General features: G+C 70.0%; 22 protein-coding genes. 13 read left to right on the top strand and 9 right to left on the bottom strand.

The window, feature by feature from the left end:
• Positions 1-52: 52 nt before the first annotated feature.
• Positions 53-583, bottom strand: coding sequence for a hemerythrin domain-containing protein (locus tag BWI15_RS21375; protein WP_077016263.1), 531 nt, complete (start codon positions 581-583; stop codon positions 53-55).
• Positions 584-698: 115 nt separating this feature from the next.
• On the opposite strand from BWI15_RS21375, the gene ddaH reads away from it, so the two are divergent.
• Positions 699-1,466, top strand: coding sequence for a dimethylargininase (gene ddaH, locus BWI15_RS21370; protein WP_077016262.1), 768 nt, complete (start codon positions 699-701; stop codon positions 1,464-1,466).
• Here the strand turns inward: ddaH and BWI15_RS21365 are convergent.
• Positions 1,443-2,795 (bottom strand): DNA polymerase IV, encoded by a 1,353-nt coding sequence (locus BWI15_RS21365; protein WP_077016261.1) that lies wholly within the window; start codon positions 2,793-2,795, stop codon positions 1,443-1,445. The two genes, ddaH and BWI15_RS21365, sit on opposite strands and share 24 nt — an antisense overlap.
• 61 nt (positions 2,796-2,856) lie before the next feature.
• Here BWI15_RS21365 and BWI15_RS21360 point away from each other — a divergent pair, with 61 nt between their 5' ends.
• The 8 genes from BWI15_RS21360 (at position 2,857) to BWI15_RS21325 (ending at position 10,062) form a co-directional block, all read left to right on the top strand.
• Positions 2,857-3,627 (top strand): MBL fold metallo-hydrolase, encoded by a 771-nt coding sequence (locus tag BWI15_RS21360; RefSeq protein ID WP_083750918.1) that lies wholly within the window; start codon positions 2,857-2,859, stop codon positions 3,625-3,627.
• Positions 3,628-3,757: 130 nt separating this feature from the next.
• On the top strand, positions 3,758-5,236 hold the full coding sequence (locus BWI15_RS21355; RefSeq protein ID WP_077016260.1) for a glutamate--cysteine ligase: 1,479 nt from the start codon (positions 3,758-3,760) through the stop codon (positions 5,234-5,236).
• A 351-nt stretch (positions 5,237-5,587) separates the two neighbouring features.
• Positions 5,588-6,001, top strand: a complete 414-nt coding sequence (locus BWI15_RS21350) for a universal stress protein (RefSeq protein ID WP_077016259.1) — start codon at positions 5,588-5,590, stop codon at positions 5,999-6,001.
• Position 6,002: 1 nt separating this feature from the next.
• Entirely contained in the window at positions 6,003-6,623 is a 621-nt protein-coding gene (locus tag BWI15_RS21345) for an HhH-GPD-type base excision DNA repair protein (RefSeq protein ID WP_077016258.1), read from the top strand.
• Positions 6,624-6,901: 278 nt separating this feature from the next.
• On the top strand, positions 6,902-8,227 hold the full coding sequence (locus tag BWI15_RS21340) for an RNA polymerase sigma factor (protein ID WP_077016257.1): 1,326 nt from the start codon (positions 6,902-6,904) through the stop codon (positions 8,225-8,227).
• Positions 8,227-8,478, top strand: a complete 252-nt coding sequence (locus BWI15_RS21335; RefSeq protein WP_077016256.1) for a DUF6412 domain-containing protein — start codon at positions 8,227-8,229, stop codon at positions 8,476-8,478. Before BWI15_RS21340 ends, BWI15_RS21335 begins: the two co-directional genes overlap by 1 nt.
• 52 nt (positions 8,479-8,530) lie before the next feature.
• Positions 8,531-9,208, top strand: coding sequence for a YidC/Oxa1 family membrane protein insertase (locus tag BWI15_RS21330; protein WP_077016255.1), 678 nt, complete (start codon positions 8,531-8,533; stop codon positions 9,206-9,208).
• A gap of 227 nt (positions 9,209-9,435) precedes the next feature.
• Positions 9,436-10,062 (top strand): class I SAM-dependent methyltransferase, encoded by a 627-nt coding sequence (locus BWI15_RS21325; protein ID WP_077016254.1) that lies wholly within the window; start codon positions 9,436-9,438, stop codon positions 10,060-10,062.
• Between the two features lie 26 nt (positions 10,063-10,088).
• Here BWI15_RS21325 and BWI15_RS21320 read toward each other — a convergent pair whose 3' ends face one another.
• The 4 genes from BWI15_RS21320 to BWI15_RS21305 all read right to left on the bottom strand — a co-directional run bounded on the left by BWI15_RS21320 (position 10,089) and on the right by BWI15_RS21305 (position 13,502).
• Positions 10,089-11,582 (bottom strand): sensor histidine kinase, encoded by a 1,494-nt coding sequence (locus tag BWI15_RS21320; RefSeq protein ID WP_077016253.1) that lies wholly within the window; start codon positions 11,580-11,582, stop codon positions 10,089-10,091.
• The gene (locus BWI15_RS21315) at positions 11,582-12,283 is read right to left on the bottom strand and encodes a response regulator transcription factor (protein ID WP_077016252.1); all 702 of its coding nucleotides are present in this window, start codon (positions 12,281-12,283) and stop codon (positions 11,582-11,584) included. Before BWI15_RS21315 ends, BWI15_RS21320 begins: the two co-directional genes overlap by 1 nt.
• Positions 12,284-12,368: 85 nt before the next feature.
• Positions 12,369-12,905 carry a hypothetical protein gene (locus tag BWI15_RS21310; RefSeq protein WP_077016251.1) on the bottom strand — a complete coding sequence of 179 codons (537 nt, stop codon included), beginning with the start codon at positions 12,903-12,905 and terminating at the stop codon, positions 12,369-12,371.
• Between the two features lie 111 nt (positions 12,906-13,016).
• Positions 13,017-13,502, bottom strand: a complete 486-nt coding sequence (locus tag BWI15_RS21305; RefSeq protein WP_077016250.1) for a DUF456 domain-containing protein — start codon at positions 13,500-13,502, stop codon at positions 13,017-13,019.
• 42 nt (positions 13,503-13,544) lie between these two features.
• Between BWI15_RS21305 and BWI15_RS21300 the strand changes: the two genes are divergently transcribed.
• On the top strand, positions 13,545-15,557 hold the full coding sequence (locus BWI15_RS21300) for an amylo-alpha-1,6-glucosidase (RefSeq protein ID WP_077016249.1): 2,013 nt from the start codon (positions 13,545-13,547) through the stop codon (positions 15,555-15,557).
• 31 nt (positions 15,558-15,588) lie between these two features.
• Here BWI15_RS21300 and BWI15_RS21295 read toward each other — a convergent pair whose 3' ends face one another.
• Positions 15,589-16,221 (bottom strand): LysE family translocator, encoded by a 633-nt coding sequence (locus tag BWI15_RS21295; protein ID WP_077016248.1) that lies wholly within the window; start codon positions 16,219-16,221, stop codon positions 15,589-15,591.
• Between the two features lie 86 nt (positions 16,222-16,307).
• Here BWI15_RS21295 and yczR point away from each other — a divergent pair, with 86 nt between their 5' ends.
• Positions 16,308-17,783, top strand: a complete 1,476-nt coding sequence (gene yczR / locus BWI15_RS21290) for a MocR-like transcription factor YczR (RefSeq protein WP_193432178.1) — start codon at positions 16,308-16,310, stop codon at positions 17,781-17,783.
• Between the two features lie 111 nt (positions 17,784-17,894).
• Here the strand turns inward: yczR and BWI15_RS21285 are convergent, their stop codons facing one another.
• Positions 17,895-18,134 carry a DUF7455 domain-containing protein gene (locus BWI15_RS21285; RefSeq protein ID WP_237771393.1) on the bottom strand — a complete coding sequence of 80 codons (240 nt, stop codon included), beginning with the start codon at positions 18,132-18,134 and terminating at the stop codon, positions 17,895-17,897.
• 466 nt (positions 18,135-18,600) lie between these two features.
• Between BWI15_RS21285 and BWI15_RS21280 the strand changes: the two genes are divergently transcribed.
• Positions 18,601-20,685, top strand: a complete 2,085-nt coding sequence (locus BWI15_RS21280) for a DNA gyrase/topoisomerase IV subunit B (RefSeq protein WP_077016245.1) — start codon at positions 18,601-18,603, stop codon at positions 20,683-20,685.
• 131 nt (positions 20,686-20,816) lie between these two features.
• Entirely contained in the window at positions 20,817-22,025 is a 1,209-nt protein-coding gene (locus tag BWI15_RS39850; protein WP_202817705.1) for a GNAT family N-acetyltransferase, read from the top strand.
• 39 nt (positions 22,026-22,064) lie between these two features.
• Here the strand turns inward: BWI15_RS39850 and BWI15_RS21265 are convergent, their stop codons facing one another.
• Positions 22,065-25,037, bottom strand: a complete 2,973-nt coding sequence (locus tag BWI15_RS21265; RefSeq protein ID WP_077016244.1) for a M36 family metallopeptidase — start codon at positions 25,035-25,037, stop codon at positions 22,065-22,067.
• Between the last annotated feature and the right edge of the window lie 76 nt (positions 25,038-25,113).

Below are 25,113 nucleotides of genomic sequence, written 5' to 3'. Positions count from 1 at the left end.
ACGGGGACGGAAGAGCACGGGCGCCGCGCCACCAGTCGCGACGCCCGTGGTTCTAGGAGGACTTCTCCTTTTTCTTGGCAGCGGCAACGAGTCGGCGAACGTTCTCGATGGAGCCGGCGCCGGACTCGATCAGCCGGGACCGCTCGGCCGCGAACTCCTGACCGAGCTTGTCGCGGACCTCCTGGGAGACGTCGGTGCGCGCCGGGTTGAGTACGTCGCGCTCCTCCTCGTCGAGGTGGTGCGTGAGCGCCTCGGACAGTTCGTGGGTCTTCTCGCTGAACTCCTCCGACGAGGTGTCCTCGACCTCCATCAGTTCGAGCAGCGCCTCGTTGCCCTCGTCGTGCTCGTGCACGGAGTGCTCGACCTCTTCGGCGTCGATCGCGTTCTTGTTCCGCAGCGAGGGATAGACCTTGGACTCCTCGGCCTCCGCGTGCGCGATGAGTACGGTCGCCAGGTCCGCGAGCACGGCGGCGCGGTCGCTCTGCACGTCACGCAGCTCGCGCAGCGCCTCCTCGAACCAGCGGTGGTCGGCGAGAATGATCTCGACCACGTCGCCGCTGGCGTGCTGCAGAATCTTCGGCATGTAACCCTCCAGGTACTAGGTGCCCGGCAACCGCGCCGGGTTCGTCCGGCCAGTACCCGGCCCCCGCCACGCCATGCGCCCGGCATCGATCGCGGCCGCCGGTTACCCTCCGCCCATGGTCACCATCCGCGCGCTCGTCCGCCGTCCCAGCCCGCGCATCGCCGAGGGCCTGCTCACGCATCTGGAACGCGTCCCGGTGGACGCCGACCTCGCCGTCCGGCAGTGGCAGCAGTACGTCGACGCGCTGGCCGCCGCCGGCTGGTCGACGATCGAGGTCCCGCCGGCCGACGACTGCCCTGACAGCGTGTTCGTCGAGGACACGATGGTCGTGTACGGCGACCTCGCGGTGATCGCGCGCGCCGGCGCCGAGCAGCGGCGCCCCGAAGCGGCGGCCGCCGCCCAGGCGGTCGAGGCGCAGGGCTACCGCCTGGCCCAGATCGATGCCCCCGGCACCTTGGACGGCGGCGACGTGCTCAAGATCGGCGCCACCGTGTACGTCGGCGAGGGCGGTCGTACCAACCAGTCGGGCATCGACCAGCTCCGCGCTCACCTCGAACCCCTGGGCGCCCGCGTCGTCGCCGTACCGGTGCGCAAGGTCTTGCACCTCAAGTCGGCGGTCACCGCCCTGCCCGACGGCACGGTCATCGGCTACGAGCCGCTGGTCGACGACCCCACGGCCTTCCCGACGTTCCGTCCGGTCCCCGAGGAGTCCGGCGCCCACGTCGTACTGCTCGATGACCAGCAACTCCTGATGGCCGCCTCGGCCCCTCGTACGGCGGAGCTGTTCTCCGGCCTCGGCTACACGCCGATCCCCGTCGACATCACCGAGTTCGAGAAGCTGGAAGGCTGCGTCACCTGTCTATCGGTCCGCCTCCGCGGCTGACTCCTCGTCGTCCGGCGGGGTGTGCTGAACCAGGCTCAGCTCGGGATCGTCGACGGCGAACGTGCGGATCGGACCGGTCGTCGCGGCGGTTTCGAAGCGGACCGTGACGCGGCCCCGGCCGGCGCCCCACACCCAGCCGTCCCCGTACGCCGGGTGGGTGACGTCCTGGCCGGGGTAGTAGCCGGTCTGGCGTTCGCGGGAGCGGACGGGCACGTCGGCCAGGTCGACCGCGGCCTCGGCGGCTTCGACGGCCTCGGACTCGGTGAAGAGGTCGTCCTGGATCCAGTCGGCCAGGGACGAGACGCCGACGCCGAGCAGGCGGATGCCGCCGGAGATGTCGCTGTCCTCGAGCAGGCGGCGGGCGACGCGGGCGACCACGCGCGGATCGTCGGTCGGGCCGGCCAGGGTGGACGAACGGGTGTGTGTGGTGAAGTCGTGCATCCGCGTCTTCACCGTGACGGTCCGGCCGGAGAGCTGGGCCTTCTGCAGGCGTTCGGCGACGCGGTGGGCCATCCGCTCGCTGATCGCGGCCAGCAGGGCACGATCGATGATGTCGGTCTCGAAGGTGTCCTCGATGCTGACCGACTTGGTCTCCCGGTCGCTGACCACCGGCCGGTCGTCGGCGGCCACGGCCATCCGGTGCAGGCTCGAGCCGTGCGCCGTACCGACCTGGCGGATCAGTTCGTCGGCGTCGAGCTGCTGCAGGTCCGCGACCGTCCGGACGCCGGCCATGCTGAGTCGTTGCGCGGTCGCCGGCCCGACGCCGGGGATCACGGTGACCTGCATCGGCGCGAGGAACTCCGCCTCGGTGCCGGGCGGCACGACCACGACGCCGTCGGGCTTGTCGAGATCACTGGCGATCTTCGCGATCAGCTTCGACGTCCCGGCGCCGACCGACGCGGTCAGTCCGCCGCTGGCCTGTTTGATCGCGTCCTTGAGGTCGTCGGCGATCGCCTGCACGTCCTCGACGGTCAGGTCGTGCAGCCCGGCCGCGGACAGGTCGACGAACGCCTCGTCCAGCGACAGCGGCTCGACCAGCGGGGACAGCGCGCGCATCTGCGCCATCACCGCCTGGCTGGTGGCCCGGTAGACCTCGAACCGCGGCGACAGGTAGGCCGCGTGCGGGCACCGCGACCGCGCCTCGGCCGTCGACATCGCCGACCGGACGCCGTACTTGCGCGCCTCGTACGACGCCGTCGACACCACGCCGCGCAGGCCGATCCCGCCCACGACGACAGGTTTGCCGCGCAGGGAGGGCTTGTCCCGCTGTTCGACCGCCGCGAAGAACGCGTCCAGGTCGACATGCAGGATCGACGGATCGGCACGCACCCCCACAGTCTGGCTGGTCGCACCGACAAGTCTTGGACCGGTGGGCTGACAGGATCACTCTATGGCGAGCTTTCCCGACCAGTGGGACGACGGCACGGCGCCCGACGGGCCGGAGCACCAGGTGCACTGGTACGACGAGCGGACGGCGATCATCCGCCAGTCGCTGCGCACGAACTTCGAGGGCCCGTTCCTGTACCTCCTGCTCGGCTCAGAACGCGCTCTCCTGCTCGACACGGGCACGGGCCACACCGAGCTGCGGCGGCTGGTCGACGAGCTGCTCGCCGGCCGTGACCTCGAACTCGTGGTCGCGCACACGCACGCCCACGGCGACCACGTCGGGGGTGACGACCAGTTCGACCACGTCGTCGGCCACGGCGCCGAGGAGGTCGCGGCGTTCTTCGGGATCGGTGACTGGCCCGGCGGGATCGGGCGGCTCGATCTCGGAGAGCGCGTTCTCGACGTGATCCCGATTCCCGGGCACCAGGGCGCCGACATCGCCGTATACGACGCGCGGACCCGGCTGCTGCTCACCGGCGACTCGTTGTACCCGGGCCGGTTGTACGTGCCGGACTGGGCGTCGTACCGCGCGAGCGTCCGCCGGCTGGCCGCGTTCGTTGCCGCGGGCAATCCGGTGGACTGGGTGCTGGGCGCGCACATCGAGATGCCGGACCGGCCGGGGGAGGACTACCCGATGGGGGCCGACGTGCATCCCGGCGAGCACCCGTTGCAGCTCGCCCCGGAGACACTGACCGAGCTCGACGAGGCGCTCACCGTCGCGGGTCCGGAGCCCCTCCGGCTGGTCCGCGATCACTTCATCGTGTTCCCGCGCTGACTCCCCGGCGTACCAGTGGATGGTCGGCGACGCGATCCAGGTCACATCCACTGCCCGGTTCGGGCAGACTGTCGCCAGGTACAGAGAAGTACGCCGTACCCACGGCAGTACCGGAACAGGGGAGGCTCAGATGGGCGAGGAAGTCGACCGGGTCGAGTTCACCCGGGCGGACCGCACGGCGTTCCGCAACCAGGTCCATCGCAACCTGGACGCGTTCGCACGGATGCTGCGGGAGGCGCGGTTCGACGCCGAGCGTCCGATGACCGGCATCGAGATCGAGCTGAACCTGGTCGACGAGCGGTTCGACCCGGCGTTCAAGAACGCCGAGGTGCTGAGCGCGATCGAGGACGACGCGTTCCAGACCGAGCTCGGCCAGTTCAACATCGAGATCAACGTGCCGCCCGGCCAGATCGACGGCGACGGGCTGGGAACCATGGAGGCCTCGATCCGGGCCAGCCTGAACGCGGCCGAGGAGAAGGCGCAGCGGACCGGCTCGTCGATGGTCGTGGTCGGCATCCTGCCCACGCTGATGACCGAGCACATCCGCCGCGACGCGCTCAGCACCAACCCGCGCTACGCGTTGCTGAACGACCAGATCTTCCAGGCCCGCGGCGAGGACGTGCAGATCTCCATCGACGGCGTCGAGCGGCTGCAGGCCACCGCCGACAGCATCGTGCCCGAAGCAGCCTGTACGTCGACGCAGTTCCACCTGCAGGTCACGCCGGAGGCGTTCCCGCGGTACTGGAACGCGGCGCAGGCGATCTCCGGCGTCCAGCTGGCGGTCGGGGCGAACTCGCCGTTCCTGTTCGGCAAGGAGTTGATGCGCGAGACCCGGATCGCGCTGTTCGAGCAGGCCGCCGACACCCGCACCCACGAGCTGAAGACGCAGGGCGTCCGGCCGCGGGTGTGGTTCGGTGAACGATGGATCACCTCGATCTTCGACCTGTTCGAGGAGAACTCGCGCTACTACCCGGCGTTGCTGCCGGTCACCTCCGAGGAGGACCCGATCGCCGTGCTCGACCGCGGCGACACCCCGGCTCTTTCGGAGCTGCGGCTCCACAACGGGACGATCTACCGCTGGAACCGCCCGGTGTACGACGTTGTCCGGGACAAGCCGCACCTGCGGGTGGAGAACCGGGTGCTGCCGGCCGGCCCGACGGTGGTCGACACGATGGCCAACGGCGCCTTCTACTTCGGGCTGGTCCGGGCCCTGGCCGACGACGAGCGGCCGATCTGGTCGCAGATGTCGTTCAGCGCGGCGGAGGAGAACTTCCACGAAGCGGCCCGGCAAGGGATCGACGCCGAGGTGTTCTGGCCGGGCGTCGGCACCGCCCGCGCCACCGAGCTGGTCCTACGCAGGCTGTTGCCGTTGGCATCGCAGGGCCTGGACGCGTGGGGCGTCGACCCGCAGGTCCGGGACCGGCTGCTCGGCATTATCGAGCAGCGCTGCCTCACCCACCGCAACGGCGCCTCCTGGCAGGCCGACGAGTTCCACCGCTTGTACACCAAGGGCTCGCACGATCGGCGGGACGCGCTGCGAGGGATGCTGAGTCGTTATCGCGACCACATGCACGCCAACACCCCGGTGCACGAGTGGCCGGTGGACTGAACCGGTTAGCCAACGCCGTCAAGAAAGTCCCCGCCCGGCCGACAACGTAGGACACCGGTCCGGCCGCTTGCCGAGGGCAACGGCATCGGACTGGCGCGCCGGGCCCGGAGCCTGCCAAGGTGTGCGCCAGGGTCTCGCCGGGGCAGGGTTAGAACCGCCCGGCGCGGGTATGCAGGTGCCAACCGCTCTGCCGCCCGGGCCTGCACGGTCTCGTTGCGGACACAACTGTCTAACGGTCACGGTCGCGACACAGATGGTGCTTTTCCACAGATGCCGGTAACGGTTCAGGGCAGTATCGTTCGGAACGGGTCGACCGTGACAGGTGGAGACACCCGGAGGTGAGGCAAGTCGATGACGACCATCGTCGTGGGTTATGTGCCGAAGGCCGAAGGGCGCGCAGCCCTTCGCCGGGCGGCAGAGGAGGCGACGCTCCGCGATGCCAAGCTGGTGGTGGTGAACTCCCACCGGGGCGGACGCAGCTTCGACAGCGACGAGGCGGCGGCCAGTGAGGCCGCGTTGACGGAGGTACGGGAGCAGCTCGACTCGACCGGTGTGCCCTACGAGGTACGGCAACTGGTGCGTGGACTCGATCCGGCGGAGGACCTGGTGGCCGTCGCCGAGCAGGTGCACGCGGAGTTCATCGTGATCGGCCTGCGGCGCAGGTCGCCGGTCGGCAAGCTCATCCTCGGCAGCAACGCCCAGCGGGTGCTGCTCGACGCTCCGTGTCCGGTGCTGGCCGTCAAGGCCGAGGAAGGGGAGGACTGAGGTGACTTCGACACGCAGCAAGAAACTGTGCCTTGCGCAGCAGCCCGACGCCGACGAGATGCTGAGCAGGGACCCTTTCGCGCTGATGGTCGGCATGCTGCTCGACCAGCAGATCCCGATGGAGCGTGCCTTCGCGGGCCCGGTCCTGATCGCCAAGCGGATGGAGGGTCCGTTCGACCCGTGCACGGTCGCCGCCTACGACCCGGACGGTTTCGTCGAGGTGGTGGCCGGCCCGCCCGCGGTGCACCGGTTCCCGACCGCGATGGCGGCCCGGATCCAGACGCTGGCCAAGCACCTGGACGAGGAGTACGGCGGCAACGCCTCCGGTGTCTGGGCCGACGTGAAGTCCGGTGACGACCTGCTGGCCAGGCTGTCCGCCCTGCCGGGCTTCGGCGCGCAGAAGGCGAAGATCTTCGTCGCGCTGCTCGGCAAGCAGTTGAAGGTCCGGCCACGCGGCTGGCGGGAGGCCTCCGAACCGTACGGCGAGGACGGTGCCTACAAGTCGGTCGCGGACGTGATCGACGTGGCCTCGCTGGTCAAGGTCCGCCAGTTCAAGGCCGCCCAGCAGGTCGCGCAGCAGCGGGTGGTCGCGCGGCCGTTGCGGCAGACCAGGAACAGTTGAGGATTCAACGGATACGCCGGTGCCGGCCCGCGGGGGCGTGCGGGCACCGGTCGTGGCACGCCGGGACGGGGGCCGCGCGTGGGTCGGGGTTGGTCCGCGGATTACAATGTAGTGTTGCTGCCGCCTGACGGGCACCCGGTGCATAACTGCTGACCAGCGAACACGATCGCAGACGAGCACAGAAGCCGGTGCGCAGCGCAGAATTCGTGGTACCACCTGTTTCACCCGCACCGCCGTATCGCCGTACAGAAAACCCTGCGTCAGACGAGAGGTAATTCGTGTCGTCCAGCTCGTCCGAGAACCTTCCCGCCGAGTCCGCCCGGGCCGTGGCCGCCACCGCCCGCAGCACGGCCCCGAGGACCAGCGCCAGAGTGCCTGACCCTGCCGCCAAGAAGGCCACCGTGAAGAAGGCCGCTCCCGCGGTCAAGAAGGCCGCTGTATCCAAGGAGGACGGTATCCCCGCGAAGAAGGCCGCCGCGAAGAAGGCGCCGGCGAAGAAGGCCGTGTCCGAGGCGGGTCTGGCGATCGACCCCAAGACCGGGAAGCCGCGTGCGCTGGACGAGGTCGACGAGGCCGACTTCAGCCCGGACGCGGTCAAGCCGCTGGAGAAGGAGCTCACCGAGGACCAGGGCTTCATCGTCTCCGAGGCCGACGAGACCGACGAGCCCGAGCAGCAGGTGATGGTGGCCGGCGCGACCGCCGACCCGGTCAAGGACTACCTGAAGCAGATCGGCAAGGTCCCGCTGCTGAACGCCGAGCAGGAGGTCGAGCTCGCCAAGCGGATCGAGGCCGGCCTGTTCGCCGAGGAGCAGATCAGCGACGAGTCGACCAAGCTCAAGGACAAGGTTCGCGACGAGTACGAGTGGATCTCCGAGGACGGCCGGCGGGCCAAGAACCACCTGCTCGAGGCCAACCTGCGACTGGTCGTCTCGCTGGCCAAGCGCTACACCGGTCGCGGCATGCTGTTCCTGGACCTGATCCAGGAGGGCAACCTCGGTCTGATCCGTGCGGTCGAGAAGTTCGACTACACCAAGGGCTACAAGTTCTCCACCTACGCGACCTGGTGGATCCGGCAGGCGATCACCCGCGCGATGGCCGACCAGGCCCGGACCATCCGGATCCCGGTGCACATGGTCGAGGTGATCAACAAGCTCGCCCGGGTCCAGCGCCAGATGCTGCAGGACCTCGGTCGCGAGCCCACTCCGGAAGAGCTCGCCAAGGAGCTCGACATGACCCCGGAGAAGGTCATCGAGGTGCAGAAGTACGGCCGCGAGCCGATCTCCCTGCACACCCCGCTCGGTGAGGACGGCGACTCCGAGTTCGGCGACCTGATCGAGGACTCCGAGGCGATCGTGCCGGCCGAGGCGGTGTCGTTCACGCTGCTGCAGGAGCAGCTGCACGCGGTGCTCGACACGCTGTCCGAGCGCGAGGCCGGCGTGGTCTCCATGCGCTTCGGTCTGACCGACGGCCAGCCGAAGACGCTGGACGAGATCGGCAAGGTCTACGGCGTCACGCGGGAGCGGATCCGGCAGATCGAGTCCAAGACGATGTCGAAGCTGCGGCACCCGTCGCGGTCCCAGGTCCTGCGCGACTACCTCGACTGATGCACCAGGTGATCGCCGGCGCGCTGTCGCTGGTGATCCCTGCGCTCGACGCGGCAACTCTGGCCGCCGCCGTTCTCACGGCGGCGGCCTTGCTGTTCACGCTGTTGCTGGCCGACCGGCACTCGCGGACGCCGGTCGTCACGCCGTTGGTCGCGCTGACCCTGCGCGAGCAGTCCGCGCGGACGGCGTACGTCCCGCTGCGTGATCCCGACACCGCCGGGCGTGCACGACCCCGAGCTCCCGGGCTGTAGTCGCACTTCCTCGCGACCGGTCCGTTTCCCTTTGTTCTTGTGGAGCTCAGTCATGCCCTTCTTTCTCGACGCGCCGGTCAGCGGCGCCTACCACCTCGTATCCTGGATCGCCGGCCTGCTCGAACCCGTCGGCGGCCCGTACGCCGCGGCGCTCGCGATCGTCGTCTGTACGATCGCCGTCCGGCTGGTGCTGCTGCCGCTCAGCCTGGCCGCGGTCCGCGGTGAGAAGTCCCGCGCGGTGCTGATGCCGCGGATCCAGGAGATCACCAAGAAGCACGCGAAGGACCCCGAACGCGCTCAGCGGGAGATCGCCGAACTGCAGGCCGAGTCGGGGGCGACATTGTTCGCCGGGTGCTTGCCGATGTTCGCGCAGCTGCCGTTCTTCTGGGTGCTCTACACGCTGTTCTCCCGCGCGGTCGTCGGCGGCGAGCCGAACCAGCTGCTCGCCGGGACGCTGTTCGGCGCGCCCATCGGAGTCCACTGGCCGATCGTCGCGTCCACCCCGGCGTACGCCGGTCTCGCGGTGCTGCTGGCCGTCGTCGCCTACTTCTCCGCGCGCCGCCAGCTGGCGCGCTTGGATGCCACCGCGGCGCCGATGGGGCGAAACCTCGCGCGGCTGCTCCCGTTCGGCACGCTGGTCACCGCGGCGTTCATCCCGCTCGCGGCTGGTCTCTACTTGCTGACCACGACCACGTGGACGGTCGTCGAGCGGGCGATCCTGCTGCGCTGACCGGGCGAGGGCCCGTGGGGAGAGCGTGTTCCGATCTACGGTACGCATGGCGTGACAAAGTGGCGAGCTGGGTAACGGTGTCGACGATCCGCCATCGATCGAAGGCAGACAGTGACCACCGCCCAGTGGTGAAGGCGCCGCCCTCTGGTGCGGGCGGGGCGTCGACGCTTTGCCAGTCCGGCAAGAAGGTTTGCCCTGCGAGTTGAGGGCGCGGTTCCATCGGGACCATGACGACAGAACAACTCTCCGACGAGTACTGGAACTCCTTCTACTCCGAGCGCGACCAGATCTGGAGCGGCAAGCCGAACGTCGTACTGGTCGACGAGGTCGCTGACCTCACGCCGGGCCGGGCGCTCGATCTCGGCTGCGGTGAAGGCGCCGACGCGATCTGGCTGGCCCAGCAGGGCTGGACGGTCACCGCGGTCGACATCTCCTCGGTGGCGCTCGGCCGGGCGGCGAAGCACGCCGAGGACGCCGGTGTCGGCGACCGGATCGACTGGCAGCAGCACGAACTCGGTACGTCGTTCCCGGACGGCGAGTTCGACCTGGTGTCGGCGCAGTTCCTGCACTCCAAGACCGAACTTGCGCGCGAGAGCATCCTGCGCAGTGCCGCCGGCGCGGTGGCGCGCGGGGGAGTGCTGCTGATCGAGGGTCACCTCGGCTTCCCGCCCGGCGAGCCCAACCCGCATCCGGACATCCACTTCCCGACGCCCGACGAGGTGATCGAGAGCCTCGAGCTGCCCGAGGGCGAGTGGGACGTCCTGGTCAGCCGCGAGCACGAGCGGACCCAGGTGATGCCCGCCGGCGACGTGATCAACCGCCGCGACTGCACGGTGAAGGTCCGCCGCCGCTGATCGCCGTACGCCGTCGAGAGGCCGACTCAGGCGTCGACGGCGACGGGAAGCGTGACGGTGAAGGTCGCCCCACCGCCGGGGGTGTCGGAGACGGTGACTCGCCCGCGGTGGGCGGCGACCAGCGCGGAGACGATCGAGAGCCCGAGGCCCGAGCCGCCGGTGACCCTCGTCCGGGCGGTGTCCGCGCGGTAGAAGCGCTCGAACACGCGGGCCTTCTGCTCGTCGTCCAGCCCCGGACCGGTGTCGGCGACCTCCAGCACCGCCTCGCCCTCGCGGGTCCCCACCGACACCGTCACCGGCGCCTCGACCGGTGTGTGGTGCAGTGCGTTGCTGACCAGGTTGCCAAGTACTTGCCGAAGGCGTGCTTCGTCGCCCTGGACCACCGGCGCTCCCGAGTTCGGCAGGATCCGCAGGGTGACCGAACGCTCGGGCTGTACCGCCTCGGCGCCGTGCACGACGTCACCGGCCAGCGTCAGAAGGTCCACCGGCCGATACTGCAACGGTCGCTGCTGATCGAGCCGGGCCAGCAGGAGCAGGTCGTCGACCAGCAGCCCCATCCGCTTCGCCTCGTCCTCGATCCGCTTCATGGTGGCCGGATCCATCGCGCCACCGCGCTGCCGGGTCAGCTCGGCGAACCCGCGGATCGAGGTCAACGGCGTCCGCAGTTCGTGACTGGCGTCCGCGACGAAGCGCCGCATCCGTTCCTCCGACTGCCGAGCATGGTCCTCGGACCGCCGCGCGGCGGCTTCCGACGCGGTGCGCTGCGCGAAGGCGGTCTCGATCTGCCCGAGCATCTGGTTCAGCGCGAGCGACAACCGGCCGACCTCGGTCCGCGGGTCGCGTTGCGGGATCCGCCGGCCGAGATCACCACCGGCGATCGCGACCGCGGTGTGCTCGACGTCCTCGAGTCCGCGCAGACTGCGCCGTACGACGTACGTGCCGACGCCGGCCAGCAGCACGAGCAGGATGACCCCGGCGGCGATCTGCACCCCGACGAGCTGCTGGATCGTGTGGTCCATGTCGCTGAGGCTCTGGCCGATCATCAGGTAGCCGTTTCCCCGGGCGAGCGGTACCGCGACCACCCGCCAGGTTTCGCCGCCGGAGACCGCCCCGGTGTTGAACGGCTGGTTGCCCTTGGCAATGACCTGGTCGAGGGTCAGGGTGGGCAGCGCGGGCTGGCCGTCGGATGCGCGCAGCGGCTCGCGCAGTCTGCCGGCCTGGATCTCGGTGCCGTCGGGCTGAAACCGCTGGACAACGAAGGCGCTCGGCAGACGCGGCTCGGTCCGTCCCAGTCGTGGGCGGCCGATGCCGGGGCCGGGCGGTTGACTGACCAATGGTTTGGATGCCTCGGCCAACTGGCTGTCGACCTTGTCCAGCAGGTAGCCGCGCATGATCGTGGTCGCGACCACTCCGGAGGTGAGCAGCGCCGCGGTGACCAGCGTGAGCAGGACGAGCACGATGGTGATCCGCAGCGGGTAGCGATCGGTCAGGCGCGGGCGGCCCGACCCGACACCGGACATCAGCTCGGTCCCCTCGGCGTGCGGAGCACGTAGCCGACGCCGCGGACCGTGTGCAGCAGCTTCTGGTCCCCGGTGTCGACCTTGCGGCGCAGGTACGACATGTACGACTCGACCACGCCGGCGTCACCGGCGAAGTCGTAGTTCCAGACCGCCGACAGGAGCTGGCCCTTGGACATCACGCGCTCGGCGTTCTCCAGCAGGCAGCGCAGCAGCTTGAACTCGGTCAGCGACAGCTGCACGGCCTCGCCGGCCTTGAACACCTCGTAGCTGTCCTCGTTGAGCTCGAGGTCGGCGTACTTGAGGATCGCCGGCTCGGTCGGGGCCTGCTCGCGGTGCCCGGAACGGCGCAGGAGAGCGCGCACCCGGGCGACCAGCTCGTCCAGGCTGAACGGCTTGGTCACGTAGTCGTCGCCGCCGGTCTGCAGGCCGAGCACCTTGTCCTCGACGGCGTCGCGGGCGGTCAGGAAGAGGACCGGCACGTGCCGGTCCTCTCCCCGCAGCCGCCGGACCACCTCGAAACCGTCCAGCCCGGGCATCATCACGTCGAGCACGACGAGATCGGGCTCGATCTCACGAGCCTTCTTCAGCGCCTCGGCCCCGTGCGTCGCCGTGGTCACGTCGTAGCCGGCGAACCGCAGGCTCGCGGACAGCAGCTCGACGATGTTCGGTTCGTCGTCGACGACCAGGAGGTGCGGGCTCATGGTCTCCAGTCTGCCCCCGGTGCCCGTGCGAACCCTGGCAGCTTCCTGGCAGTTCGCTGTGAGTCCTCCGCCCGCGGGGGGTAGGTCAGCGCGGGCCGCGCTTGAAGCCCCACTTCTCGCGGGCCGCGTCGCGGACCGTGCCGTCGTTGACGGTGGTCGCGGTGGCGACGTTGTTCGCGACCACAGCGGTCACCATCACCTGGTTGCCGGTCTTCACGTCGTCGATCCCGTCGCGGGCCGCGTTCACCAGCGTGTCCTCGGTCAGCGTGTACTCGCGGCTGTAGCCGTCCGCGCTCTTCACGGTGAGCTTGTCCTTGCTGACCGCGGTGACCTCGCCGCGCTGCGTGGACACCGTCTGGTAGCCGCCACCCTCCTTCTCCACCACGAACTCGCCGTGCAGCGCACCCCTGCCGAGCCCGAACTCGCCGTGCCGGCCGCCTGGCTTGCCGGGCTGAGCCGGGTCGGCGGGCGCCGAGGGCGAGGCCGACGGGGACGGCGAGGGCGAAGGATCGGCGCTGGTGGTGGCCCAGGCGACTCCGCCGGCCGCCGTGGTGACGACGACCGCTGCCACGGTCCCGGCCACCCGCCACGACTTGTCGGTGAGCTTCTCGAACGACGCCATCTGCAACTGCCTCCCGGTACGACGTACCAGGCCTTCACCTGGTACTGATGGTTCCACCCTGCGACGCCGACCTGAGACCAGGCTCCCGCGAAGCTGGCAGTTTCCTGGCAATCAGACCAGGAACAGGACCGCGACCAGCCAGACGGCCGCGGCGAGCGCCGTGCCGACGAACTCGATCAGGATCGACAGACCGGTCGCTCGCAGCGCGTGCTTGGTCGACGCCCAGGCCAGTGGGTGGGTGCCGAGCCGCTGGCGCTCCGACAGGTAGACGCCGAGCGGGAATCCGACGAACATGCCGACCACCGGGATCAGGAAGAACCCGACGATCCCGAGCAGCACCCCGACGAACATCGACCGCCGGGGTACGCCGGACTCGCGCAGCCTGCGTTCCGGTACGACGTACTTGACCACCTGGCTCGCACCGATCAGCACCACGGCCGCCGCCAGCACGACCCAGCTGGTCGCGCTCTGCTCCTCCAGCGCCCAGACCAGGATCGCCGCCAGACTCAGCAGCGCCCCGGGCAGGATCGGGACCACGATGCCGATGATGCCGACGAAGATCGCCACGCCGACCAGGAGTGTCGCAACGCTGTTCACACCCACCACTGTGCCGGAAAAGTGGCGGCTTAGTGTGGACGCATGGCTGCGCTGCACGAACTGATCACCACGCTGTCGGCTCCCTGGGTGGTGCTGTCGCCCCGCTCGGGCCAGCTCACCGGTACCGGAGCCGAGGGCGTCTACGCCCAGGACCGCCGGATCCTGTCCCGGTTGCTGGTCACGATCGACGACCGGGAGCCGCTTCCGGTCCACGTCGACGAGTCGCCCCGGGGCGGAAGTCCGCACCCGCTCGGAGTGACGGTGTTCGGTGCGGTGGTGGAAGGGCTGGGCGACGGCGGGCACGATCCGACGGTCCGGCTGCGGCGGACCCGGACGGTCGACGGCGCGGGCCTGATCGAGCGGGTCACGCTGGTCAACACCTCGCACCGAACCGTCGACTGCACGCTGAAGGTTGCTCTAGGCACCGATCTCGCCGGGACCGCGGAGGTGCGCAGCGAAGCCGCCGCGAGTCTTCCCGCGCTGGACCCGATCGCCGACGGCGCGACCCTGCACTGGGAGAACGCCGCGGGAACGCGAGTGAGCGCTCTCTGCGATCCCGAGCCGTCGCTCACCGCAGACGACGGCGTGCAGTGGCAGTTGCAGGTCGAGCCCGGCGACGAGGCCACGGTCACGCTCCGGATCAGCGCCGCCTTCCCGCCGGCCAGCGGCTTCGAGATCAAGCCGCCCGAACAGCGCCCGACGTACGACGAGATCGCGGTCTCCTGCGACGACTCACGGGTCGAGCGGTGGATCCGGCGGTCTCTGGACGACGTCGCCGCGCTGCAGCTGGGAACGGGCAGAGAGCGCTATCTCGGGGCGGGCCCGCCCTGGTACCTGACGCTGTTCGGCCGCGACTCGCTGATCTCGGCGGGGATGCTGATCCCGGTCGATCCCGAGCTCGCGACCGGGACCCTGCGCGCGCTCGCCGAGCGGCAGGGCACCAAGGTCGACATCGACGCGGCCGAGCAACCGGGCAAGATCCCGCACGAGCTGCGCGCCGAGGTCGCCGACCACGGCAACGGCCTCGTCCTGCCCGCGGCGTACTACGGCACGCACGACGCCACCCAGTTGTGGATCACCACGCTGCACAAGGCCTGGCGCTGGGGCATGCCCACCGACGAGGTCCGCGCCTTGCTGCCGAACCTGCAGAGAGCGCTCACCTGGATCAAGGAGTACGCCGACCCCGACGGCGACGGCTTCCTGGAGTACATCGACGAGTCCGGCCACGGCCTGGCCAACCAGGGCTGGAAGGACTCCCGCGACTCGGTCCAGTGGCCCGACGGCACGCTCGCGACCGCGCCGATCGCACTGTGCGAGGTCCAGGGCTACGCGTACGCCGCCGCGCTCGCGGGCGCCGAGCTGCTGACCGCCTTCGGCCTCGACGGCGCCGACGAGTGGCGGGCCTGGGCGGCGGACCTGAAGACCAGGTTCCGGGAGAAGTTCTGGGTCGACGGCTATCCGGCGATCGCACTCGACGGCGATAAGCGCCCGGTCGCCGGGCCGTCGTCCAATCTGGGCCACCTGCTCGGGACCGGGTTGCTCGACCCCGACGAGGAAGCGGCCGTCGCCACTCTGCTCGGCGACAAGCAGCTGGACAGCGGATTCGGACTCCGCACGCTGACGACCGAGATGAGCGGCTTCAACCCGCTCGGCTATCACACCGGCAGCGTCTGGCCCCACGACACCGCGATGGCCGTCCAGGGCCTGTACGCCGCCCGCCAGGCCACCGTCGCCACGACGTACGCGCGTGGCTTGGTCGAGGCCGCGGAGTCGTTCGGCTACCGCCTCCCCGAGCTGTACGGCGGAGCCGGCGTGGGGGAGGAGAGCAGCCCGACGCCGTACCCGCTGTCGTGCCGGCCACAGGCCTGGGCGGCGGCCTCGGCGATCGCAGTCGTCATCGCGGCGCTCGGCATCGAGCCGAACGTCCCGGCCGGCACGCTCGACATCACACCGGCCGGCGACTTCCCGTGGCGCTCGCTGCGGCTGGACGGCGTACGGGTCGGCGAGCGAACGCTGACGGTCGAGTACACCGACGGCAACCTCACGCTCAGCTAGACGCCTGAAAGGCTCGACCTGAACTGGAGGTTCAGTGCGTCGTCGCGGTGAGCGCCGCGACGACAGCGACGGCCAGGTAACTTCCGCCCGCCAGCCAGCGCTGGATTTGCGTGCTGCGCGGTGAGCGGAAGCGCCGGCCGATCGCGTCGGCGCCGACGGCGTAGCAGAGGTCGAGCGCCAGCCCGATCACCAAGACGGCGAGGCCGAGCAGCAGCATCTCGGTGCGGATCTGGGCCGAGCCGGCGCCACGGCTGGTGAACTGGGGGAGGAAGGCGAGGAAGAACAGCGCCGCCTTCGGGTTGAGGAGGTTCACCAGCACGCCGGCGCGAAACACGCGCCCGAGCGGTTCCGTCCGCAGCGCCCCGAGCCCGGAGGAACCGCCGGTCGCTCGCAGGGTCTTCACACCGAGGTAGGCCAAGTACGCCGCGCCGGCCAGCGAGATCACCGTGAACAGCTCCGGCGACGCCTCGAGGACGGCGACCAGCCCGAGCGCCGTGACCAGGATGTAGACCACCGACCCGGTCTCGATCGCGAACGCCGACACCACTCCGGCCCGCCGGCCCTGGGTCAGGCTGCGCAGCGAGATGTAGATGTTGTTCGGCCCCGGCATCCCGACCAGAACCACCGTCGCGCCGACGAACCCGAGCAGCTGCCCGATCCCCATGATCACCCTCACCTCTTCAACTGGACTGCCTTCGCCACTAGCCTGGCCGCTCGACATCCAGTCCACCCGAGCCAATCCGAGGAGAAGTGGACCGTTCCGGAGATCCCGCCGTCCTGGCCGACCTGATCGGGCGCCGGCTGACCGGAGGTTCCGGCGGCCTGTACCGGCGCCTGGCCGACGCGCTCGCCGCCGTGATGGGTTCCACCGAGCTGCCGGTCGGCGCCAAGCTCCCGGCCGAACGACGCCTCGCGGAGGCGCTCGCGGTCAGCCGCAGCACGGTCGTCGCGGCGTACGACGAACTGCGCGCCCGCGGACTGGTCGAGAGCCGCCGCGGCAGCGGTACGACGGTCGCCCGGAGCGCGAGCCGAGGACGCTCGACCGCCGACAAGCGCATGCCGCTCGGGTACGGCGAGTCGCTGTTCCACCGGATCACGGTCGGGCCGGGCGACGTGATCTCGATGACCTACGCGGTCGATCCCGGCATCCCGGACCTCGCCGCCGAGGTGGAGGACCTGGCCCGTACCGACCTGCCCGAGCTGTTGCGCGACGTGGGCTATCACCCACGCGGCATCGAGCCGCTGCGGGCGCGGATCGCCGAGCACTTCGAGCAGACAGGACTGCCGACCAGCCCGGACGAGATCGTCGTCACCAGCGGTGCGCATCAGGCGATCGCGCTGGTCACGCAGATGTACCTGCGCACCGGCGCGGCGGTCGTGATCGAGAAGCCGAGCTGGCCGGGCTGCTTCGACCTGTTCGGCGCCGCGGGCGGCCGGGTGGTCGGCGTACCGCTGGACGACGCCGGCATCCGGCCCGACCTGCTCACCGCCGCGCTGAAGGAGCACCAGCCGGCGATGCTGTTCGTGATGCCGACGTTCCACAACCCGACCGGCCGGTTGATGTCACCGGCACGGCGTCGCCAGGTCGCCGAAATCGCCGCCGGGTACGGCGTGGTGGTGGTCGAGGACAACGCCTATTCCGCCGGTGATCCGGCCGGCCCCGAAATTCCGCCGCCGCTGGCCGCGTTCGCGCCCGGTGGCGCGGAAATTCTGTCGATCGGCTCGGTCTCGAAAGCGGTCTGGGGCGGATTGCGGATCGGCTGGATCCGCGCGCCGCGGCCCTTGGCCGACCGGCTCGCGCGGCACAAGGCGCTCGCCGATCTGGGCAGTCCGGTGATCGACCAGGCGCTCACCGCCCGGCTCCTGCCGCGCCTGGCCGACGTCACCGCCGAACGGGCCCGGCTGGCCACCGGCCGCCGCGCGCACATCGGCGAACTGCTGCGCGACCGGCTGCCGGAGTGGGAGTGGGAGGAGCCGGCCGGCGGTTCGGCGTTGTGGGTGAAGTTGCCGGACACCGACGCGCGGGTGTTCGCGCAGATCGCGTTGCGGCACGGCGTCGAGATCGTTGCCGGGCACGCCATGGATCCGACCGGTGACCACGACAACTACCTGCGGCTACCGTTCGCCTACGCACCGGAGGTGCTGGCCGACGCGGTCGACCGGCTCGCCCGGGCCTGGCGGGACTTTCGCCGGCACGGGCCGGAGCCCGGCGTACCGATGGTGTGAGATGTCCGACACATCCGGACATGACGGATGGCGGCCATCCTGTCCGGATGACCGCCATCGGTAGAAGTGTGTGGGGGTCTGCGCCGTCGTTGGCGCCTACGAGGCCTGGGGTTACCGCTCCTCTTCCGCGGCGACCGGGGTGGCGTCGAGCCGGCCCGTCTCGTCGTGGATGGTGATAGCGATGTTGCGCAGTTTCTCCGCGTGCTCCCGGCTGTGGTGGGCGCAGAACAGAAGCTCCCCACCGCTGGTCAGGGTGACACGAACGTAGGCCTGCGCGCCGCAGCGGTCACAACGGTCCGCAGCCGACAGGGTCGAACTCGGGGCGAGTGCTGTAGTCACTTGAGGCCTCATCTCATCTAGTTCCGTACTCACCAGATAGCAACATCCTGACATGCGGATCGCTTCCCGGTAGGTGCAGCGTGTCCGAATGTGAGACGAACCACCTGTTCCCTTATGACGCATATTGACGGGGAATCGTTTCGGATTCGGGCGATCTGTTGTTTCCGGCGGGTGTCGGGCGTGTCTTCTTTCACTGTGCGCCACTGGATGCTCACTGTGTGCTGACATCCGGAGTGTCGGAATTTCCCAGCGATCGAGTCCGGATCGATATCTGCCGAAACACCTATCTGGTGGTTGATCTCCGCTGATGCTGTTCAGTTGTGGTGCGCCGAAGCGGTACCCACCATCCTGCCCGGCAACCCAAATCGGCCACGGCCACCTCCTGCCGGGGTTTGGGGGTGGCGCCTCGTAGGCTGTCACTCGTACGGCGGCCGAGTCGCCGTACGGATGTCTGCTTGTGAACCAGTGAAGGAGCCCAGTGGCAGCGCCGACGCCTCGCAGTACCGAGCTCGACCCGACGTACAACGCCCGCAACCTGCTCGTGCTCGAGGGTTTGGAGGCGGTCCGCAAGCGCCCGGGCATGTACATCGGCTCGACCGACAGCCGCGGCCTGATGCACTGCCTGTGGGAGATCATCGACAACGCCGTGGACGAGGCCCTGGCCGGCCACGGCGACCGGATCGACGTCGTCCTGCACAAGGACGGCTCGGTCGAGGTCCGGGACAAGGCCCGCGGCATCCCGGTCGACATCGAGCCGAAGACCAAGCTCAGCGGCGTCGAGGTGGTTTTCACCAAGCTGCACGCCGGCGGCAAGTTCGGCGGCGGGTCGTACAACGCCTCCGGCGGTCTGCACGGTGTCGGCGCCTCGGTGGTGAACGCGCTGTCCGCGCGCCTGGACGTCGAGGTGGACCGCGGCGGCACGGTCTGGACCACGTCGTTCCGGCGCGGGGTGGCCGGTGAGTTCGCCGGCGACGGCGCGGACGCGGCCTTCACCCCGGCCGTCGGGCTGCGCAAGGCCGGCCGGGCCAAGAAGGGTGTCACCGGCACCCGGATCCGGTACTGGGCCGACCGGCAGGTCTTCACCCGCGACGCGGCCTTCAACTACGACGAGCTGGTCACCCGCGCGCGGCAGACCTCGTTCCTGGTCCCCGGCCTGGAGCTGGTGATCCGCGACGAGCGCGGCGACGAGCCGACCGAGGAGACGTTCAAGCACGACGGCGGGATCAGCGAGTTCTGCGAGTTCCTGGCCACCGACCAGCCGGTCACCGACGTGGTCCGGCTGACCGGTACGGGCCACTTCACCGAGACCGTGCCGATGCTCGACGACGCCGGGCACATGACCCCGACCGACGTCGAGCGCGACCTGGACGTCGACATCGCGGTCCGCTGGGGCGACGGGTACGAGACCGAGGTCCGCTCGTTCGTGAACATCGTGGCCACACCGAAGGGCGGCACCCACGTGGCCGGCTTCGAGCGGGCGCTGTCGAAGGTGTTCACCGGCGTCCTGACCGGCACCCGGCTGCTGAAGAGCGGCGAGGAGATCATCAAGGACGACGTGCTCGAGGGGCTGACCTCGGTGGTCACCGTCCGGCTGGCCGAGCCGCAGTTCGACGGCCAGACCAAGGAGGTGCTCGGTACGCCGGCCGCGTCGCGGATCGTCGCGAAGGTGGTCCAGACCGAGCTGGAGAAGTTCCTCACCGCGACCAAGGGCACGGCCAAGGCCCAGGCGCGCGCCGTCCTGGAGAAGGTCGTCGCCGCCTCGCGCACGCGGGTCGCGGCCCGCCAGCACCGCGAGCTGCAGCGGCGCAAGACCGCGCTGGAGTCGTCGGCGCTGCCGGCGAAGCTGGCCGACTGCCGCAGCAACGACGTGGACCGCTCCGAGCTGTTCATCGTCGAGGGTGACTCCGCGCTCGGTACGGCGAAGCTGGCCCGCAACTCGGAGTTCCAGGCCCTGCTGCCGATCCGGGGCAAGATCCTGAACGTGCAGAAGGCCTCGGTCGGCGACATGCTGAAGAACGTCGAGTGCGCCTCGATCATCCAGGTGGTCGGCGCCGGGTCCGGGCGGACCTTCGACCTCGAGCAGGCGCGCTACGGCAAGATCATCTTCATGGCCGACGCCGACTCCGACGGCGCGCACATCCGCTGCCTGCTGGCGACGCTGTTCTTCCGCTACATGCGCCCGCTGGTCGACGCCGGCCGGGTCTACACCGCCGTCCCGCCGCTGCACCGCTTCGAGCTGACGAACCCGAAGAAGGGGCAGGACAAGTACCTGTACACCTACAGCGACGCCGAGTACCAGCGGAAGTCGGCCGAGCTGATGAAGAAGGGCGTCCGCTGGAAGGAGCCCCCGCAGCGCTACAAGGGTCTGGGTGAGATGGACGCCGACCAGCTGGCCGAAACCACGATGGACCCGCGGCACCGCACGCTGCGCCGGATCACCGTCGACGACGGCGAGGCCGCCGCGAGCGTGTTCGATTTGCTGATGGGCAACGACGTGGCTCCGCGCAAGGAGTTCATCGTCCAGGGCGCGTACGAGCTGGACGAGAACCGCATCGACGTCTGACCCCAGGCCGGCTGATGCCCACGTCGCCCGATCGGGTGACGTGGGCATCGGCACGTTCGGGCCGGCTCGCGCGTGCTCCCGCCGGCGGGAATTCGACTGAGGTTCCCGTCGGTGGGTGCGAGGATCGGGGGATGGAGCAACCGAACTTGCGGACCGAACGGCTGGAGCTGGTGCCGTTGGGCGACGAGCACCTGGAGTGGGAGGTGCTGCTCGACTCCGATGCCGAGGTGATGCGGTACCTGGGTGGCCGGGCGAGGCCGCGCGAACAGGTCGAGTCCGCGCACTTGCTGCGGCTCGAGGACGCGCGGAAGAGTCCCGGGCTCGGGTTCTGGGTCGGGTTCGACGACGACGGGTTCGTCGGGTGGTGGCTGCTGCGGCCGCCGTACGGGCCTGATCAGCCGAAGGTGGCCGGTGAGGCCGAGCTCGGGTATCGGCTGCTGCGGGATCGGTGGGGGCGTGGCTATGCGACCGAGGGGTCGCGGGAGCTGCTGCGGTACGGCTTCGACGAGGTCGGGCTGGACCGGATCTTCGCGCAGACGTTGACGGTGAACGTCGGGTCGCGGGCGACGATGGTGTCGCTCGGAATGTCGTTCGCGAGGGCGTTCCCCTCGTCCCACGACGGACCGGGCACCGAGTACGGCGAGGTGGAGTACGACCTGCGCAAGCCGGTGTGGAGGCAGCGGCTGTCCCTGCCGCGGCCGCCGAGGCTGCCGCGGCTGGTCGCCTTCGATCTCGACAACACGTTGATCGATCGCAACGGCGCGTTCCGGGCGTGGGCCGAGTGGTGGGTCGAGAAGGAAGGCCTGAACACGGACGCGCTGGCCTGGCTGCTGACCGAGGACCACGGTGGATTCAGGCCGCGGGAGGAGCTGTTCGCCGGGGTGAAGGCGTTCGGGGTCGAGCGGTCCGTGGCGGAGCTGGTCGCCGAGTACGACCGGGAGCACCCGTCGTTCACGTCGGTCGATCCGGAGGTCCTGGACGGGATCGCCAGGCTGCGCGCAGCCGGCTGGCGGGTCGCGGTCGTCACCAACGGTGGCGTCGTCCAGCAGCAGCTGAAGCTGGACCACACCGGTATCGGCGCGGCCGTCGACCACGCCTGCATCTCGCAGAGCGCCGGCGTCCGCAAGCCCGACCGCCAGATCTTCGCGCTCGCCGCCGAGCAGACCGGCGCCCGCCTCGAAGGCGGCTGGATGGTCGGAGACCACCCGGCGTACGACATCCTCGGTGGGATCAACGCCGGGATGCGCACGATCCAGATCGGCACCGAGCACGACGGGCCGAGGGCCGACCATCAGGTGGAGTCGGTGCTCGAAGCGTTCAAGCTGATCCTCGCAGGCTGATGCGGGTGCCCCGGTGGGGGCACCCGCATCAGCGCGGGGTCAGATCGTGAACGCCTGCAGTTCGGCGATCCGGACCTGCTGGGCGACGGCCGGGTTGCCGGTGGTGCAGTCGCTGGTCGAGCGCGGGTCGTCGTGCTGCTTCCCCGCGTACGCCGGCCCGCCGGTGCACTGGTTGGTCAGCACCCGCAGACGCAGGTGGGTCGCGATGGTCGGCCGGATCCGGAACGACCGCAGCTTCAGGTCCGGCGCGGTCGGTCGCGGCGCGTTCGCCGGGAACGCGTCGGCCGGGCTGGTGTAGACCGACCGGTAGTCGGCGTCGTCGGCGCAGTCCGACCCGGTGCCGGTGTTGCAGGACAGCACCTCGAAGCGGCGCAGCGCGGTGAACCGGTTCTGCGCGACCGGATCTGGGTCCGTCGCGATCTGAGGCCGGAGCTGCGCGCTGACCTGGATCCGGCTGACCAGCGTGGCTCGGTCGCCGGCCAGATCGACGGTGACGGCCTTGCCCTGGACGGGTGACCCCAGCGACGCCCAGTTGGTCGCCTCGGTGTCGTCGATCAGCCGGTCCAGGTTGACGCCGTCGCCGGTCGCGGTCGCTCCCGACGCACCGGAAGCCAGGTTGCGCAGCAGCACCAGCGGCAGCGTGCGCTGCTGACCGGATCGCAGCCGCAGGCTGAACGACTTGCTGCCGAAGCCCTCGCCGGCCGCGATGAAGCTGTAGCTGCCGGGGGCGATCTCAGCGGTGTCCGGCAATGGCGTGGCCGGGTCGGTGTCGGCGATCGGCATCGACCGTCCTTCGTACTCGCCGACGTACAGCTTGATCGGGCGCCCGGAGGCCTGGCCGGCGGCGGCGATCCGGACGGTCGCGTTCCGGCCGTACGGCGAGGCGAAGCTCGGCACCGGGTTCTCGTCGTTCGGCCCGGCGCTGCTCGCGTCCCGGCCGAGGCCGTGCTGGGCGAACGCCGTCCACAGCAGCGGCGCGTTGACGCCACCGAACCTGATCTGGTCGGCCGCCAGCATCGCGTTGCGCAGGTCGACCATGCTGACCGCGGGGTCGGCCGACAGCAGCAGCGCGTCGAACTCCAGCTGTACCCAGCGCCGGTTGCCCGGGCAGTTTTCCACAGCGACCTTGCCGTCCGCGCAGGCGCGCTGCTGGGCCGGCGTACCGATTCCGTAGCGGTCGATCAGGGCCTGGCGGACGTCGAAGCTGGTCGCACTCCAGATCTCACCGTCGGCGTGGACCTGCTCGCCGACCAGGTCGTAGGCGACGTTGCTGTAGTTGAGAGGGCTCCTGCTCATGTCGTAGTTGCGGATGCCGGTGACCAGATCCCCGGTGGCGTAGCCGCCGACGACGTACGGCGTGTTGCCGCGCGGCCGGAAACCGTAGCTGTACAGGTACTCCATCGCGAACAGGTCGGAGTGCGACTCGTTCATCGCCCCCGCCTGGTCGCCGGACCAGCCGCGGTCGGGACCGCCGATCAGCCGGCCACTGATCGCGTGCGCGTACTCGTGCCCGATCACCGACATGTCGTAGTCGCCGTCCACGCAGGGCGCGTAGAACGCCCCGGCCACCGGCTGCCACAAGAACATGTTGGTGATCGCCGGGACGCCGTCCGGCGGCGTGATCTGGTTGGCGTTGTTGCGGGACGCGAACTCCGGCGGCGCGCCACCGGCCCGGCCGCCGGCCTGGGCGTTGCCGAGTTCGGGATCGTTGCCGAGGCCCCCAGCGGTGCCGTTGGCCGTCTGCAGGTTCCAGGTCCGCTCGGTGAACCCGAGGTGGTAGGACCAGTCGTGCATCCGGTTGTGGCTGGCGAACAGGTTGGCCATCGCCGCGTCGACGTCGTTCTGCTGCGGGGTGGCGAAGACGTTGGGATTGCAGCGGTTCTCGTACCACTGATTGGTCCACGGGTAGGTGTACTCGCGGGTCGGGCTGACCGTCGACGTCCGGGTCCCGACGGAGTTGTTGGTCAGCAGGTCCCACTTCTCGGTCGTGCGCGCCTGGTTGCCGGACGACGTCTGGCTGGGCGCGCCTGTCGCCGGATCGATGTCCCAGGCGGCACCGGAGCCGGCCGCACTGACGGCGCGCTCGCAGCCCGGTCGCTGGATCAGGCACCACGTGACGCGGGTGTCGGTGCTGGAGTAGTCAGCGGGCGGGTTGGCCGGGAACACGTCCCACTCGGGATTGTCGGAGTGCTGGTCGGCCAGGTCCTCCCGCAGCAGCACCTCACCGGTCCGGGCATCCACATACGTGGTGAACGCGGTGGGGTGGGCCTTCTCCTTGCCGATCAGCACGACCTGGTACGCCGTCCGCGCACCGCCCGACGGCATCGGCAACGCGGCCAGCCGGACCCGCGAGATGGCCAGTTGGTCGACGGCGACGTCCGCGTTCGCTGCCGCGGCGGCCAGCGCGTCGGCCTCGCCGAGGGTGGCCGGTGCGGGTGGGGCGGATGCTTCCGGGCTGAGGGTGGACGACACGTACACCACCTGGCCGGCGCTGATTCCGAGCGAGACGAGTCCTTCGTTGGCGGCCGGCAGCGATCCGAAGCGCTGGCGGAGCAAAACGATCGAGCCCTTGCCCATCGGCTGCTTCAGCTGAACGTCCATCGCCCGGACAGCGTCGGCTGACATCCGGAACAACTCGGCGTTGCGGGTGAGGTAGTCGCGAGCGACCTGTACCGGGTCGGCCGAGGCGGCCGCTCTCGGTTGCGCGGCCGGAGTAGGCACCAGCGTCGCAGGAGTGCCGAACCGGTTCCACCGTACGCCGGTCGCTGTCCGTGCGGCCTGCTGGCGCTGACTGGTCGTCGGCGCCGAACTCCCGGTGCGGTAGTCGACGTCCCGGCTGGTTGCACCGGTCGGGTCGGCCACGGACGCGCCGGCCGACTGCGACATGAGCTGGGCGAGTGATCCCGGGTCCGGCTGATCGGCGCCGGCCGGCGTACCGGTGCCGGACATCGCCGCGATCAGGCCGGCGAAAGCGAGGAGGGCCCCTGGCCCTCGAAGTGTTGGTCGTCGCATGGCCGCGTTCCTCTCCGCAGGGCACCGGGCGGGGCGCCGGTGGGGCGAAGGCCATCGTCGCGGGGATATGCCCCGT

The organism is Kribbella sp. ALI-6-A (assembly GCF_001984195.1).
In the GTDB taxonomy this organism is placed as follows: Bacteria; Actinomycetota; Actinomycetes; order Propionibacteriales; family Kribbellaceae; genus Kribbella.
The sequence above is the reverse complement of the archived record's forward strand: the minus strand, read 5'-3'. Positions and strand labels throughout refer to the sequence as shown.

Bases quoted from the DNA above. Each gene is read 5' to 3' on its own strand.
- BWI15_RS21375 (WP_077016263.1), bottom strand. From the start codon at position 583: ATGCCGAAGATTCTGCAGCACGCCAGCGGCGACGTGGTCGAGATCATT.
- BWI15_RS21265 (WP_077016244.1), bottom strand. From the start codon at position 25,037: ATGCGACGACCAACACTTCGAGGGCCAGGGGCCCTCCTCGCTTTCGCC.
- BWI15_RS39850 (WP_202817705.1), top strand. From the start codon at position 20,817: ATGGAGCAACCGAACTTGCGGACCGAACGGCTGGAGCTGGTGCCGTTG.
- BWI15_RS21295 (WP_077016248.1), bottom strand. From the start codon at position 16,221: ATGGGGATCGGGCAGCTGCTCGGGTTCGTCGGCGCGACGGTGGTTCTG.
- BWI15_RS21300 (WP_077016249.1), top strand. From the start codon at position 13,545: ATGGCTGCGCTGCACGAACTGATCACCACGCTGTCGGCTCCCTGGGTG.
- BWI15_RS21285 (WP_237771393.1), bottom strand. From the start codon at position 18,134: ATGAGGCCTCAAGTGACTACAGCACTCGCCCCGAGTTCGACCCTGTCG.
- BWI15_RS21360 (WP_083750918.1), top strand. From the start codon at position 2,857: ATGGCGAGCTTTCCCGACCAGTGGGACGACGGCACGGCGCCCGACGGG.
- ddaH (WP_077016262.1), top strand. From the start codon at position 699: ATGGTCACCATCCGCGCGCTCGTCCGCCGTCCCAGCCCGCGCATCGCC.
- BWI15_RS21330 (WP_077016255.1), top strand. From the start codon at position 8,531: ATGCCCTTCTTTCTCGACGCGCCGGTCAGCGGCGCCTACCACCTCGTA.
- BWI15_RS21355 (WP_077016260.1), top strand. From the start codon at position 3,758: ATGGGCGAGGAAGTCGACCGGGTCGAGTTCACCCGGGCGGACCGCACG.
- BWI15_RS21350 (WP_077016259.1), top strand. From the start codon at position 5,588: ATGACGACCATCGTCGTGGGTTATGTGCCGAAGGCCGAAGGGCGCGCA.
- BWI15_RS21325 (WP_077016254.1), top strand. From the start codon at position 9,436: ATGACGACAGAACAACTCTCCGACGAGTACTGGAACTCCTTCTACTCC.
- BWI15_RS21320 (WP_077016253.1), bottom strand. From the start codon at position 11,582: ATGTCCGGTGTCGGGTCGGGCCGCCCGCGCCTGACCGATCGCTACCCG.
- BWI15_RS21315 (WP_077016252.1), bottom strand. From the start codon at position 12,283: ATGAGCCCGCACCTCCTGGTCGTCGACGACGAACCGAACATCGTCGAG.
- BWI15_RS21335 (WP_077016256.1), top strand. From the start codon at position 8,227: ATGCACCAGGTGATCGCCGGCGCGCTGTCGCTGGTGATCCCTGCGCTC.
- BWI15_RS21310 (WP_077016251.1), bottom strand. From the start codon at position 12,905: ATGGCGTCGTTCGAGAAGCTCACCGACAAGTCGTGGCGGGTGGCCGGG.